Source organism: Synechococcus sp. Tobar12-5m-g, assembly GCF_024345415.1.
Taxonomy (GTDB): domain Bacteria; phylum Cyanobacteriota; class Cyanobacteriia; order PCC-6307; family Cyanobiaceae; genus Regnicoccus.
This window is the reverse complement of sequence record NZ_JAGQBB010000007.1, coordinates 25,617-37,911: the sequence shown is the minus strand read 5'-3', so window position 1 is coordinate 37,911 and position 12,295 is coordinate 25,617. Positions and strand designations below refer to the sequence as shown.

The window sequence follows — 12,295 nt, the reverse complement described above, 5'->3', positions numbered from 1 at the left end:
CATTCACTCCATCGACCACTGGATTTGACCCTAACTGGAGGCTTCCTCAGCTGGGTATGCGCTGTTGCAGAGCGGGATGGGAGAGCAGGGCATCCATCAACCGCACCCCGCGCAACTGGTTCACCAGGGGCAGGTGCCCTTCCGGCGCCTCCAGCGTCCAGGAGAAGCCAGCGGGATAGCGGGTCCAGGCCCCGCCGGTCTTCCAGCCCAGCTTCGGCCACAGCAGTGGCCAGCGCCCGCCGACGCTCCGCAACAGCCGACCCTGGACGGAGAAGCCGAACCTCCCGAGCGAGTAGCAGATCCAGAGCCGGTCGAGGCTTTCCAGATCCACCGCCCCGATCGAAGCCACCTCACTGAAGTACACGTAGCCGCGCTGCTCGGCTGCCGGCCCGGCCAGCTGGCGCAGGATCGCACTGGTGAGACGGTCGGCCTCCTCGAAGGACTTGGCCATCAGGGCGCTCTGCAGCGGCTGATGGTCGATGCCCTGGGCGCTGCCCAACGCCAGCCAGCCCTGGGGGTAGCGGGAGAGGAAGTCGCCAGCCAGGGCATCCGGCTGGCCCAGCAGCAGATGGATCAGGGCGCCGGCGGCCCAGTCGTCGCCGTTGGCATCGAGATGGGCCAGGCAGTCGATCAGCAAAGGACGCAACTCGTCGCTGCGGGCTTCGAGCTGGGGCAGTAGGTTGCGCCGCTGCCGCAGCGAACTGGTCAGAAACCGCTCCAGCAGCTCTTCGGCGCTGACGGTGGTGGAGGCGGACGGTCCTGAGAGCATGACGTTCAGCTGGCCTGATCGGGGCCAGCGTGGGCCCACTATGTCAGGGCAGGTCGGTCCCGGGTTGGAGGATGGCGGTGCGGCTGGCGATCGAGCCTTTCCTGGCCGCCCAGGGGCCGCTGATCGATGGGCGCAGCCCCGCCGAGTTCGAGCGGGGCCACATCCCCGGTGCCCAGAGCCTGCCCCTGTTCAGTGATTCCGAACGGGCCGAGATCGGCACCCTCTACAAGCAGCAGGGTCGCCAGGCCGCTGTTCAGCTCGGCCTGGCCCTGGTGGGTCCGCGGCTGGTCGAACTCGGCGAAAGCCTCCTGGGGCTCGATCAGGGCAGCCCACTGCGGATCCATTGCTGGCGGGGCGGCATGCGGTCCGCCAGCCTGGCCTGGCTGGCGGAAACCCTTGACCTGCCCGTGCTGCTGCTGGAGGGGGGGTACAAGGCCTACCGGCAGTGGGTGCTGGGGCGCTTCGAGCAAGCCTGGCCGCTGAGGCTGCTGGGGGGTCGCACCGGCACCGGCAAAACCGACCTGTTGCTGGAACTGGGCCGGCGCGGCGTGGCGGTGGTAGATCTGGAGGGGCTGGCCCACCACCGCGGCAGCAGCTTCGGCGGCCTGGGCCTGCCGCCCCAACCCAGCACCGAGCACTACGAAAACCGACTGGCCGAAGCGCTTCAGCGCCTCGGCGAGGCCAGGGAGATCTGGCTGGAGGCGGAGAGCGTTCAGGTGGGCCGCTGCCGGATTCCCGCCGGCCTGTGGCGGCAGATGCAGGCGGCGCCCCGGCTGGAGCTGCGGCGCCCGCTGGAGGAGCGGGTGCGGCGGCTGGTGGCGGTTTATGGGGTCCAGAACGGGGCGGAGCTGGCGGAGGCCACCGCGCGGATCGCCAGGCGGCTCGGTCCGGCCCGGACCAAGGCGGCCCTGGAGGCGATCGCCGCCGCGGATTGGGCGGCAGCCTGTCGTCAGATGCTCGATTATTACGACCGTTGTTACGATCACGAAGCGAAACAACAGCCCTTGTCTGCGGGGATCTGTCTGCCGCTGCAGGGGGATGGGGTCGATCTCGGCGACTGGCCCGAATCAAAAGCTGCGGAGTGGTTGCTCGAGCAGGGCCGCATCAGGTGTGATGTTTAGGATCGTTTTTTCGTGCCGCCTCCGATGACTGCGATTCAGTTCTTTCGTGGGGTGGATGAGCCCGTGGTGCCCGATATCCGCCTGACCCGTTCCCGCGATGGACGCACCGGTCAGGCGGTGTTCGTGTTTGAGGAGCCCGAGGCCCTGGCCCCCGAAACGATGGGCGACATCACCGGCATGTTCCTGCTCGATGAAGAGGGAGAGCTGGTCACCCGGGATGTCAATGCCCGCTTCGTGAATGGCCGGGCCAGCGCCATCGAGGCCACCTACACCTGGAAGACCGAGGCCGATTTCGATCGGTTCATGCGCTTCGCTGATCGCTACGCGGCCGGCCATGGCCTGGGATTCGCCGAGAAGGATGGCGAGCAGCCGGAAGACAAGCCGGATGCGGAGCCGGAGCCTGAGACGGAGCCGGAAGCGATTTGAAGTTCGGCCAGTGGCTGGGTCTGGCCGCAACGGGCGCTGCCGTCGCGCTGCTCTGGAGCCTGCGTGATGTGCTCGTGCAGGTTTTCGCCGCCATCGTGCTGGCGATGGCGCTCTGCACCCTGGTCGGGTTCGTGGGCCGGCAACTGCGTTGCAGCCGCTCCCTCGCCCTGCTGCTGAGCCTGCTGGGTCTGCTGGTGTTGCTGGTCCTGGGCGTCACCGTGCTGATCCCTCCTTTCGCAGCCCAGTTCGCCGAACTGCTCACCAAGGTGCCAGCCGCCGCGGCGCTCTTGCTGAAGATGGGTCGCAGTGCCCTCACCGAGACGGCCCAGATGATCTATGGGCGCCAGGACGCCACCCTGGAGCTGGACTGGCTCCAGGAGATCCTGCCCGGCAGCTCCGACGGCAGCGCCGCGCTGGCCAGCGGCCTGGGCGAGGGACTCAACCGCCTGCTCGGCCTGGCCGGCAACCTCGGGGGTGCGGTGCTGCAGCTGCTGTTCGTCGTGGCGGTGAGTGTGATGGTGGCGCTGCAGCCCACTGCCTACCGGGATGTGGCGGTGCTGCTGGTGCCGTCCTTCTATCGGCGCCGGTTCCGCCAGGTGCTCGATTCCTGCGGTGCGGCCCTGAGCGACTGGATGGTGGGCGTGCTGATCAGCTCCTGCTGTGTGGCGCTGCTCTCGGGCATCGGCCTGATGTTGCTCGGGGTGAAGCTGGTGGTTGCCAATGCCCTGCTCGCCGGGTTGCTCAATGTGATCCCCAACGTCGGCCCCACCTTGAGCACCGTTTTTCCGATGTCGGTGGCCCTGCTCGATGCCCCCTGGAAGGCGGTGGCCGTGCTCGGCCTCTACTTCGTGATTCAGCACCTGGAGAGCTACCTGATCACCCCCTCGGTGATGCAGCACCAGCTCAAGCTCCTGCCCGGCCTCACGCTTTCGGCCCAGTTTCTGTTCACGGTGCTGTTCGGGCCGCTGGGGCTGTTGCTGGCCCTGCCGATGGCGGTGTGCCTGCAGGTGATTGTGCGGGAGGTGCTGATCCACGACGTGCTCGATCCGTGGAAGCGCCAACGGCAGGCCGCATGAACACCCGTGCCCTGCTCGGTTGCCTGGCCCTGGTGGTTCTCGGCCTGTTGCTCTGGGAGCTGCGCTGGGTGCTGCTGGTGTTGTTCGGCGCCGTGGTGCTGGCTGTCGCCCTCGATGTGCCGGTGACCCAGTTGCGCCGTCGCCTGCCGCTCAACCGGCCGACCGCCCTTGCCCTGGTGCTGGCGGTGCTGGCGGTGCTGGGCTGGAAGGTGTCGGAGCTGCTGCTGCCGGAGTTGGTGCAGCAGGCCAATGAGTTCACCCAGTTGGTGCCGGTGCTGATCCAGCGCCTTGGCGCCCTGGCCGGCCAGTTCCGGGGGCTCCAGACCCTGGAGGAGCAACTGCTGGATCTGGGCAGCTGGGACCGGCTGCAGCCCCTGGGCTCCCAGTTGCTCGGCGTGGCTGGAAGCACGGCCAACACCACGATCCAGATGCTGCTGATGGGCCTGCTGGCCGTTCTGTTCGCCCTTGATCCCCGCAGCCACCAACGCCTGTTGATCGCCGCCACGCCGCGCTTCTACCGACCGACGATGCAGGGGCTGCTCCACGATTGCCGCCAGGCCCTCGGCGGCTGGTTGGCCGGCATGACGATCTCGGCGGTGACGGTGTTCGTGCTCACCTGGGCTGGACTGGCCTTGCTGAAGGTGCCGCTCGCCCTGCTGAGTGGGTTGGTCTGCGGCCTGCTCACCTTTGTTCCCACCATCGGCCCCACCGTGGCGACCCTGCTGCCCATGGCCGTGGCCCTGTTGATCTCTCCGGCCAAGGTGGTGCAGGTGCTGATCCTGCGGCTCCTGCTCCAGAACGTGGAGGCCTTCGTGCTCACCCCCGTGCTGCTCAGTCGGACGGTGAACCTGCTGCCCACCGTGGCCCTGATGGCCCAGCTCAGCCTCGGTGCCCTGCTGGGTCTGCCGGGTGTGTTGCTGGGTCTGCCCCTGGTGGTGGTGATCCAGGTGGTCTGCCAGCGGGTGCTGGTGGAGCAGATCATGGACCGCTGGACCCTGCCGGGTGGGGGCTAGTGGGAGCCTTGGCGGGAGCTGGGTGGCGGGGCTCAGCGGAAGCGACGCCACAGGCTGGGAGCGAGCAGCAGCACCGCCACGGCGAGGGGATGCTGAACCAGGGCCGCCCTGAGCGTGACCCAGGTGAAGTGATCGCTGAGCAACTGGAGTTCCCCCCGCAGATCCCAGAGCGCCAGCAGAATCAGCAGCACCGGCACCAGGGGCTGGCGCCTCATGCGGGGCTCCGGACCGGGGCCGGGGCGTTGAACAGGGGCAGAAGGGTGGGCGCCACCCCGATGCTCGACCAGCTGCCCACGGCGATGCCGATTGTGAGCGCCACCGCGAACCAGAACAGGCTGCTGCCGCCGAAGAAGATCAGGGCCAGGAGTGGCAACAGGGTGGTGAAGGAGGTGTAAAGGGAGCGGGTGAGGGTGGCATCGACGGCCACATCCACCTGCTCAGCGACGGGGAGGTGGCTCAGGCTGGTTTTCTGTTCGCGGATCCTGTCGAACACCACCACCGTGTCGGTGACCGAGTAACCAGCGACGGTGACCAGGGAGACGGCGAACAGCGAATCCACCTCGATGCCCAGGATCAACCCCAGCCAGGCGAAGGCCCCGCAGGTGATCAACACGTCGTGGGCCAGGCAGAGGAGGGCGAGGAAGGCGAAGATGCGGTCGTAGCGGAAGGTGATATAGAGGGCGATCGCCGCAAAGCTGACCAGCAACGAGATCACGCTGCTGGTCAGCAGCTGGGAGCCCAGGGTGGGCCCGATCGTGTTGATGGCGGTGCCGGCCGCATCCAGGGGCCCGATCGCGGTGGCCAGATCGGTGATCACCGCGGCGCTCTGTTCGGTGCTGAGGGCCGGCAGGCGCAGCAGCACGGAGCTGCCGCGATCGAGCACCTGGACACTGGCGCCACCCAGGTTCGGAGCCCGCTCACCCTCACCGGGGGGCAGGGCCAGGCTGGCCAGCCGTTGCTGCAGCTCCGGCGCCGTGAGCGGCGGGCATGCCCCCGCGCAGCTCCGCTCCAGCTGGATCTGGGTGCCGCCGGTGAAGTCCAGGCCTGGCCTGAGCGGAAAGCCAATCGACGGGGTGAGCCAGCAGAGAGCCAGGCCGATCACGCTGAGCAGGCAGGCCAGCCCCGATCCCACCCAGGCGAGGCGCCGGTAGCGGCTGATCCGAAAGCGGGGGGAGGGGCTGTTGGTCACAGGCTGGGGTAACAGGGACTTCAGGCCAGGCCGGCTGGACGCTGGCTGGCGGGCAGGAAGTAGGTGGGGCGGCGCAGGGCCGGATAGCTCATCAGCAGCCGCAGCAGGGTGCGGGTGCAGGTGAGGGCAGTGAACAGGCTGAGCAGCAGGCCGATCGCCAGGGTGACGGCAAAGCCCTTGACCAGGCCCGTGCCGAGGGTGAACAGGGCGAGGCAGCTGATCAGGCCGGTGACATGGCCATCGAGGATCGAGCTGAAGGCCAGGGAGAAGCCGGTGTCGATGGAGCGGATCAGGGTGTTGCCGCCGCGCAGTTCCTCCTTGACCCGCTCGAAGATCAGCACATTGGCATCCACCGCCATCCCCACGCTGAGGATGAAGCCGGCGATGCCCGGCAGGGTGAGGGTGACGGGGATCAGGGAATAGACCGCCAGGTTGAAGAGCGAATAGAGGCTCAGGGCCACCACGGCCACCGCACCGGGGAGCCGGTAGACCAGCACCATGAACACCCCCACCAGCACCAAGCCGGTAAGGGCCGCCACCAGGCTGGTGCGGATGTTCTCGGCGCCGAGGGAAGGGCCGACGGTGCGCACCTCGATGATCTTGACCGGCAGGGGCAGGGAGCCGCCCCGCAGTTGCACCTCCAGATCCCTGGCCTCCTCCGCCGTGAAGTTTCCGGTGATGCTGGCCGCTCCGCCGGTGATGCCGGCGGCGGCGAACTCCTTGCTGACGCTCGCTTCGCTGATCGAGCGGCCATCCAGCACGATGCCCAGCAGCCGGCCCGTCCCGGCGATTGACTGGGTGAGCTTGGCGAAGGCCTCGCCCCCCTCGCGGTTGAAGCCGAGGGTGACATCCCAGCCGGGACCGCTGCTTTGCTGCTGGCGACCGGCCGTGATCAGCCCCTTGCCGGTGAGGGCGGCCGGTTCGTAGAGGGCCACCACCCTTTTGTTCACTTCGTCGAGCAGGGCCTTGATCTGGCCGGCTTCACCGGCGCTCTCCGGCACTTTGACGCCAAGGCCGGCGAGCGCCTTGGCCAGTTCGGCGGCAGGGAAGCTGGGCGGTGGCGGAGGGGCCTGGCCCGGCGGCAGCCCCTGGGCTGGCGTGGCCGGGCTGCGCCGCTCCAGGCGGGCCAGGACGGCTTCGGCCTGGCGCTTCAGGCGAAGCAGTCCCTGCATCTCCTCTTCGGTGCCGGGCTTCTGGGCGCGGAACTCCAGCAGGGCCGTGGTGCCAAGCACCTTGGCGGCGCGGGTCGGGTCCTGTTCCCCGGGGAGTTGGAGCAGCAGCTGGTCGTCGCCGATGGTCTGGAGGGTGGATTCCGCGACCCCCAGGCCGTTGATGCGGCGATCGAGCACGTCCTTGACGGCTTCGAGCTGCTCCCGTTGCACCTTGGTGATCGATCCGGCCGGCATCACCTGCAAGGTGAGCTGGCTGCCGCCGCGCAGGTCGAGGCCCAGCTGGAGGGGGAAGGAGACCAGAACGGCGCCGGCGGCGATGGCCAGGGCCAGGATCAGGGCAAACCACCCCTGTTGGCGTGCCATCTCAGAAGCTGCCCGACTTGAGCTGGGTGGCGGCCTTGACGATCTGGTGGGGCTGAATGATCGTGAGATTCTCCAGGGCGCCGTTGTAGGGGGTGGGGATGTCCTGGCTGGAGAGCCGCAGGGGCCGGGCATCGAGATCATCGAAGCAGTGCTCGGTGATCAGGGCGATCAGTTCGGCGCCGATGCCCCCGGTTTTCATGCATTCCTCCACCACCATCACCCTGTGGGTCTTGCGGATGGAGCGCGTGATTGTTTCGAGATCGAACGGCTTGAGGCTGATCAGATCGATCAGTTCCACATCGACACCCTCGGCCTCCAGTTGCTGCACGGCCTTGAGGCAGTGGTGGCGCATGCGGGAATAGGTGAGAATCGTGACATCCTTGCCAGGTCTGACCACCTCGGCCTGGTCGAGGGCGCAGATGTAGTCGCCCTCTGGGAGTTCCTCGCTGAGGTTGTAGAGCAACACATGCTCGAAGAAGAGAACGGGGTTGTTGTCGCGGATGGCGGCCTTCATCAGGCCCTTGGCATTGGTGGGGGTGCTGACCGCCACGATCTTGATGCCGGGCACCGCGTGGAAATAGGCCTCCAGACGCTGGCTGTGCTCGGCGCCGAGCTGACGGCCCACCCCGCCGGGCCCGCGCACCACCGTGGGGATCGTGTAGTTGCCGCCGCTGGTGTAGCGCAGCATCCCCATGTTGTTGGAGATCTGGTTGAAGGCGAGCAGGAGAAAGCCCATGTTCATGCCTTCCACGATCGGGCGCAGGCCGGTCATCGCAGCGCCCACAGCCATGCCGGTGAAGCTGTTCTCGGCGATCGGGGTGTCGAGCACCCTCCATTGGCCGTATTTCTCGTAGAGATCCTTGGTGACCTTGTAGGAGCCGCCGTACTGGCCGACGTCCTCTCCGAACACACAGACCATGGGGTCGCGGGCCATCTCCTCGTCGATGGCGTCACGCAGGGCGTTGAAGAGGAGCGTCTCAGCCACGGGAAGGGAGCGGGCCCGGCCATTGCCGGTGGAGCGGCCAACCTATCTCAGGCTGTTGGGCCCAGCTTTTCCGGTGGTGGCTCAGCCGCCGGCGGCGAAGGTGGCCAGCAGCAGCACCGACAGCAGCATTCCCGGTGAGAGCAGCAGGGCGAGCAGGCCCAGGTCGTGGGGGGTCATTGCAGGGGCTGGTGGTGGTTGGATCACGCCGCCGTCAACCTAGGAGGATTCTTCTGACCGGGCCGGCACCAGGCTGCGGATGAACACCAGGAACAGCCCCAGGCCAATGAAGGCACAGCTGAAGGTGGCCAGGAAACTCATGCCGACGACCAGGGTTTTCACTGCGGTGGCGATGCTTTGGGCGATCGGCTTGCTGTACTGCGGCGGGTGGAGCGCGTAGTAACCCAGCACCCGTTGGCTGAGCAGCAGGAACACCCAGGCCAGCAGGAAGCTGGTGAGGGCGCCGGAGAGAAAGCTGAGCGGACCTTTGCGGGGCGGTGCGGCGGAACTGGCTTCAGCGGGGGAGGGAGGCGGAACGCTCATGGGGATGGGGCAGCGCCCTTGAGTCGGGCCCCCATGCTGCTGCAGCAGCAACACCAGGCGTCGAAGCCCGCCTGCTCCAGGGCCGCAGCGAGCTGGGCCCTGGCCGCTTCGGCCTGCTCCAGATCGGTGAACAGGGCGAACAGGCTGGGGCCCGAGCCGCTCATCGCCACACCCAGCTGGCCATTGGCCTGGCGCAACAGAGCCAGGCCCTGGCGCACGCTGTCCTGCTCCGGTTCGACCACCGCCTGCAGATCGTTGCGCAGGGGCGGGATGAGCCGCTCCCCCCGCAGGGCCGCAAGCAGGGGGCCGTGGCGCAGGCTGGCGCGGCGTTGCTCGAAATCCAGTTCGTGATCGAGGTAGAAATCGCCACGCAGGTCACGGCAGCGGCCGTAGGCCCAGGGGGTGGAGACGCTTGCCGCCGGATCCTTGATCAGCAGCACCGCCAGCGGCTCCGAGGCGCCGGGGTCGACGGCCTCCAGCCGCTCGCCCCGCCCGAAACAAAGCTGGGTGCCGCCGACCAGGCAGAACGGCACATCGGAGCCGAGTGCCGCCGCCAGGGCGCGCAGTTCGGCTTCGTCCAGCGCCAACTCCCAGAGCTGGTTCAACCCGAGCAGGGCCGCGGCACCGTCGCTGGAGCCCCCGGCCAGGCCCGCCCCGACAGGGATCCGTTTGGTGAGGGCAAGATCGGCGCCGAGTTCTGGCCGCCCGGCCCGCTGCCGCAAGAGCGCAGCGGCCCGCACAATCAGGTTGGTGCCATCGGTGGGAAGCCCCGGCTCATCGCAGGACAGAATCAAGGCCCCATCGCTGCGGGGCGACAGGGCCAGGCTGTCGACCAGGTCGAGGCTCTGCATCACCATGGCCAGCTCATGGAAGCCATCGGGCCGCAGGCCGAGCACCTCCAGGTGCAGGTTGATCTTGGCCGGGGCCTGAACAATCAGATCAGCCATGGGCAAGGCGCTTTGGCTTCAGCGGTGATCGACCCGATTCAAGCTCGCCACGCCCAGATCCTGCCCGGGGGGCAGCCCATGGTCAGCCTCGCCAGCTGGGCAGGCCCCCACCCAGCAGGCGGCCCCGGTTCAGCCAGAGCGTCCTGGAGCTGATGGTGATGCCCCGCTCCGCCGCCAACTGGGCAGCTTGTTGTGGTGATTGCGAATGGGATAGGGCCTCCGCAAAACCAGGATCTCTGTGGGCCAGAGCGCGCATGGATTGGAGCGCATTGGAGGTTTTGGTGTGTACGTTCATGGTGTTTCTTCTCTCTGATCACAGCCTAGAGCGGCCAACGATCAGCAGAGATGAGTACAAACACCGGGGCTGGACATCGCTTCTTTGAGCACCCTTGTGTTGGCGCTATCTAGGGCTTTCTCTGCTCAGGTTTCGCGCCATCGCCACCCAGCGCTCCGCAGCCAGGTCCTGGGGGCGCTGCTGGAGGTCGAAGCCCGCCTGGGTGGCCAGGGTGGCCAGGGCTTCCGGGGGCAACAGGCCGGCCAGGCTGTTGCGCAGCATCTTGCGGCGGCTGGCGAAACAGCGGCGCAGCAGCTGCTCCACCCGGGCGGCGAGCCCCGGCTCCAGGCGCCGCTCCGCCGGCAGGGGATCGAGCACGATCACCTCCGATTGCACCTTCGGCGGTGGTTGAAAGCAGCGAGGAGGCACCGGGCACACCGACCGGCAGTCCGCCAGCAACTGCATCCGCACGCTCAGGGCGCTGAAGGCGCCGCTGCCGGCCCGGGCCCGGATCCTCTCTCCCACCTCCTGCTGCACCAGCAGCACCAGGCGCCGGTAGGGGATTGGCGCCGGCCGATCCAGCCGCCCCACCAGCCGCTCCAGCAGCGGACCTGTGATGTTGTACGGAATGTTGGCCACCACCTTTTCGGCAGCCGGCAGGGGCACCGCCAGGGCGTCGCCTTCCAGCAGCTCGAAGCGTGGGTCGGCGCCGAACCGCTGGCGCAGGCCCGCCACCAGGTCGCGGTCGAGCTCCACGGCCCGCACCAGCTCCGCTGGAGAGGCGAGCAGCCGTTCGGTGAGGGCGCCGCGGCCCGGGCCCACCTCCAGCACCGTGTCGCACGGTTGCAGCTCAGCCGCCGCCACGATCTGCTGCAGCACGCCAGCATCGTTGAGCCAGTGCTGGCCGAAGCGCTTGCGGGCGCGGTGGGCCCCGAAGGTCATGGCGGCAGATGGGGGCGACGCCACCAGCGTGGCGCCTGGCCCAGCCGGCGCGGCTCAGCCCCATTGATCCAGCCTCAGCCAGCGCACCGCACCCCGGGCCGGTGGCAGGGGCACCAGGGCGAACACCACCTCCAGCGGCAGCTCCGCCCGCTCCGGATGGGCCGCCAGCCAACAGGCCCAGGCCCTGGCCAGCCGGGCCCGTTTATGGGGCCCCAGGGCCGCCGCCCCCCAGCCGTCAGGCCCGCGGCAGCGCCGGCCCTTCACCTCCACCAGCAGCAACCGACCCGGTTTGGCCACCACCAGATCCAGTTCGCCCCAGCGGCAGGGCCAGCGCCGTGCCACCAGCTGCCAGCCGCGGCTGCGCAACAGCCGCAGGGCGCGCTGCTCGGCCCACTGGCCGGGGATCCGCCGCTGGTTTTTCGACTGTTGCGGTGTGATCGCCGCCATGGAACCGCCAGGCCCACTGTTCCTAGAGTTCCCTTGCCTGTCCCACCGCCGCCATGGCCGCCCCGCTGCGTTCGCTGTTCACGGGCTTGCTGTTTGTTCTTGTGGGTGGACTGTGGGGGCTGGCCGCCTGCCTGCTGCTGGGCTGGCCGATCGCGCCGGCCGATGCCGCGATGGACTACGCCAAGCAGGTGTTGATCGGCGCCGATTTCCACGACAGCGACCTCAACGGGGTGACCTTCAACCTCACAAATCTGCGGGATGCCGATCTCTCCGGTTCCGACCTGCGCAACGCCAGCCTGTTCGGCGCCAAGCTGCAGGATGCCAACCTGCGGGGCGCTGATCTGCGCCAGGCCACCCTCGACTCGGCGGTGCTGGAGGGCACCGACCTGCGCGATGCGGTGCTGGAAGACGCCTTCGCCTTCAACACCAAGTTCGATCAGGTGGCAATCGACGGGGCCGACTTCACCAACGTGCCCCTGCGGGCCGATGTTCTCAAGAAGCTCTGCGCCAGCGCCACCGGCACCAACCCCGTCACCGGCCGCGTCACCCGCGACACACTGGGATGCTCCTGACCCTGCCGTGGTGATGGCCTTCGACCCCCGCAGCCTCGAGCGCCTCAAGGAACTGGGCCGCCGCCTCCCCCAGCCCCTGCCTGTGCCGGCACCACCCCCCGCCGCTGCGGCAGTGCCGGCCAGCGAGCGGCGCCACCGGGTGGAAACGGAAACCGACCCCGAGGCCCTGTTCCATGAACTGATGCAGGTGAGCCCCGATGGCACCGTGCCGCCCCACCTGCTGCAGCGGCTGCGGCAGGCGGAGGAGCAACGGCGCCAGAGCCAGCGCCCGGCCGCGGCACCGGCCGCCGGGTCTGGCGCCCCTTTCGCTGGGCCTGCCCGTAAGCCCTTGCGGCCCACGGAGTTGGGCCAGCGGGATCCCCGCGCCGCCGCCGAGCATCCCGAGCTGTACACCGCGTTCCAGCAACTGCTGCTGGAGGGCGAGGAGGACTGACCTTCAGGATTTCAGTACACCTGTAC

The 12,295-nt window shown here is 68.4% G+C and carries 15 protein-coding genes; 6 read left to right on the top strand and 9 right to left on the bottom strand.

Features of this window, described 5'->3' with window-relative positions; all coding sequences use genetic code 11:
• Positions 1-46 precede the first annotated feature (46 nt).
• Positions 47-769 (bottom strand): GUN4 domain-containing protein, encoded by a 723-nt coding sequence (locus KBY66_RS06075; protein ID WP_255088362.1) that lies wholly within the window; start codon positions 767-769, stop codon positions 47-49.
• Positions 770-840: 71 nt separating this feature from the next.
• On the opposite strand from KBY66_RS06075, the gene mnmH reads away from it, so the two are divergent.
• The 4 genes from mnmH to KBY66_RS06055 are packed head-to-tail and all read left to right on the top strand — an operon-like array spanning position 841 to position 4,405.
• Entirely contained in the window at positions 841-1,890 is a 1,050-nt protein-coding gene (mnmH, locus tag KBY66_RS06070; RefSeq protein ID WP_255088361.1) for a tRNA 2-selenouridine(34) synthase MnmH, read from the top strand.
• Between the two features lie 24 nt (positions 1,891-1,914).
• Positions 1,915-2,316, top strand: coding sequence for a photosystem II reaction center protein Psb28 (gene psb28, locus KBY66_RS06065; RefSeq protein WP_255088360.1), 402 nt, complete (start codon positions 1,915-1,917; stop codon positions 2,314-2,316).
• A complete protein-coding gene (locus KBY66_RS06060; RefSeq protein ID WP_255088359.1) occupies positions 2,313-3,392 on the top strand; it encodes an AI-2E family transporter in 1,080 nt (359 codons plus the stop codon). The genes psb28 and KBY66_RS06060 overlap by 4 nt, the downstream gene beginning before the upstream one ends.
• On the top strand, positions 3,389-4,405 hold the full coding sequence (locus tag KBY66_RS06055) for an AI-2E family transporter (protein WP_255088358.1): 1,017 nt from the start codon (positions 3,389-3,391) through the stop codon (positions 4,403-4,405). Before KBY66_RS06060 ends, KBY66_RS06055 begins: the two co-directional genes overlap by 4 nt.
• 32 nt (positions 4,406-4,437) lie before the next feature.
• Here KBY66_RS06055 and KBY66_RS06050 read toward each other — a convergent pair whose 3' ends face one another.
• The 8 genes from KBY66_RS06050 to KBY66_RS06015 form a co-directional block, all read right to left on the bottom strand.
• Positions 4,438-4,620: a hypothetical protein gene (locus KBY66_RS06050; RefSeq protein WP_255088357.1), complete on the bottom strand. Its 183-nt coding sequence runs from the start codon at positions 4,618-4,620 to the stop codon at positions 4,438-4,440.
• Entirely contained in the window at positions 4,617-5,594 is a 978-nt protein-coding gene (secF, locus tag KBY66_RS06045; RefSeq protein WP_255088356.1) for a protein translocase subunit SecF, read from the bottom strand. Before secF ends, KBY66_RS06050 begins: the two co-directional genes overlap by 4 nt.
• 20 nt (positions 5,595-5,614) lie before the next feature.
• Positions 5,615-7,129 (bottom strand): protein translocase subunit SecD, encoded by a 1,515-nt coding sequence (gene secD, locus KBY66_RS06040; RefSeq protein ID WP_255088355.1) that lies wholly within the window; start codon positions 7,127-7,129, stop codon positions 5,615-5,617.
• Between the two features lies 1 nt (position 7,130).
• Positions 7,131-8,114 (bottom strand): pyruvate dehydrogenase complex E1 component subunit beta, encoded by a 984-nt coding sequence (locus KBY66_RS06035; RefSeq protein ID WP_255088354.1) that lies wholly within the window; start codon positions 8,112-8,114, stop codon positions 7,131-7,133.
• 216 nt (positions 8,115-8,330) lie between these two features.
• Positions 8,331-8,654, bottom strand: coding sequence for a DUF3082 domain-containing protein (locus tag KBY66_RS06030; RefSeq protein ID WP_255088353.1), 324 nt, complete (start codon positions 8,652-8,654; stop codon positions 8,331-8,333).
• Positions 8,651-9,601, bottom strand: a complete 951-nt coding sequence (gene ispE / locus KBY66_RS06025) for a 4-(cytidine 5'-diphospho)-2-C-methyl-D-erythritol kinase (RefSeq protein WP_255088352.1) — start codon at positions 9,599-9,601, stop codon at positions 8,651-8,653. Before ispE ends, KBY66_RS06030 begins: the two co-directional genes overlap by 4 nt.
• Positions 9,602-10,001: 400 nt before the next feature.
• A complete protein-coding gene (gene rsmA / locus KBY66_RS06020; protein WP_255088351.1) occupies positions 10,002-10,817 on the bottom strand; it encodes a 16S rRNA (adenine(1518)-N(6)/adenine(1519)-N(6))-dimethyltransferase RsmA in 816 nt (271 codons plus the stop codon).
• 54 nt (positions 10,818-10,871) lie between these two features.
• Positions 10,872-11,264, bottom strand: a complete 393-nt coding sequence (locus KBY66_RS06015; protein ID WP_255088350.1) for a YraN family protein — start codon at positions 11,262-11,264, stop codon at positions 10,872-10,874.
• 53 nt (positions 11,265-11,317) lie between these two features.
• Here KBY66_RS06015 and KBY66_RS06010 point away from each other — a divergent pair, with 53 nt between their 5' ends.
• Both KBY66_RS06010 and KBY66_RS06005 read left to right on the top strand, forming a co-directional pair.
• Entirely contained in the window at positions 11,318-11,836 is a 519-nt protein-coding gene (locus KBY66_RS06010; protein ID WP_255088349.1) for a pentapeptide repeat-containing protein, read from the top strand.
• Between the two features lie 13 nt (positions 11,837-11,849).
• Complete coding sequence (locus KBY66_RS06005) at positions 11,850-12,269, top strand: hypothetical protein (protein ID WP_255088348.1); 420 nt, start codon at positions 11,850-11,852, stop codon at positions 12,267-12,269.
• Positions 12,270-12,295: the final 26 nt, after the last annotated feature.

Bases quoted from the DNA above. Each gene is read 5' to 3' on its own strand.
- secD (WP_255088355.1), bottom strand. From the start codon at position 7,129: ATGGCACGCCAACAGGGGTGGTTTGCCCTGATCCTGGCCCTGGCCATC.
- KBY66_RS06005 (WP_255088348.1), top strand. From the start codon at position 11,850: ATGGCCTTCGACCCCCGCAGCCTCGAGCGCCTCAAGGAACTGGGCCGC.
- rsmA (WP_255088351.1), bottom strand. From the start codon at position 10,817: ATGACCTTCGGGGCCCACCGCGCCCGCAAGCGCTTCGGCCAGCACTGG.
- KBY66_RS06055 (WP_255088358.1), top strand. From the start codon at position 3,389: ATGAACACCCGTGCCCTGCTCGGTTGCCTGGCCCTGGTGGTTCTCGGC.
- psb28 (WP_255088360.1), top strand. From the start codon at position 1,915: ATGACTGCGATTCAGTTCTTTCGTGGGGTGGATGAGCCCGTGGTGCCC.
- KBY66_RS06010 (WP_255088349.1), top strand. From the start codon at position 11,318: ATGGCCGCCCCGCTGCGTTCGCTGTTCACGGGCTTGCTGTTTGTTCTT.
- ispE (WP_255088352.1), bottom strand. From the start codon at position 9,601: ATGGCTGATCTGATTGTTCAGGCCCCGGCCAAGATCAACCTGCACCTG.
- KBY66_RS06050 (WP_255088357.1), bottom strand. From the start codon at position 4,620: ATGAGGCGCCAGCCCCTGGTGCCGGTGCTGCTGATTCTGCTGGCGCTC.
- mnmH (WP_255088361.1), top strand. From the start codon at position 841: ATGGCGGTGCGGCTGGCGATCGAGCCTTTCCTGGCCGCCCAGGGGCCG.
- KBY66_RS06075 (WP_255088362.1), bottom strand. From the start codon at position 769: ATGCTCTCAGGACCGTCCGCCTCCACCACCGTCAGCGCCGAAGAGCTG.
- KBY66_RS06015 (WP_255088350.1), bottom strand. From the start codon at position 11,264: ATGGCGGCGATCACACCGCAACAGTCGAAAAACCAGCGGCGGATCCCC.
- KBY66_RS06030 (WP_255088353.1), bottom strand. From the start codon at position 8,654: ATGAGCGTTCCGCCTCCCTCCCCCGCTGAAGCCAGTTCCGCCGCACCG.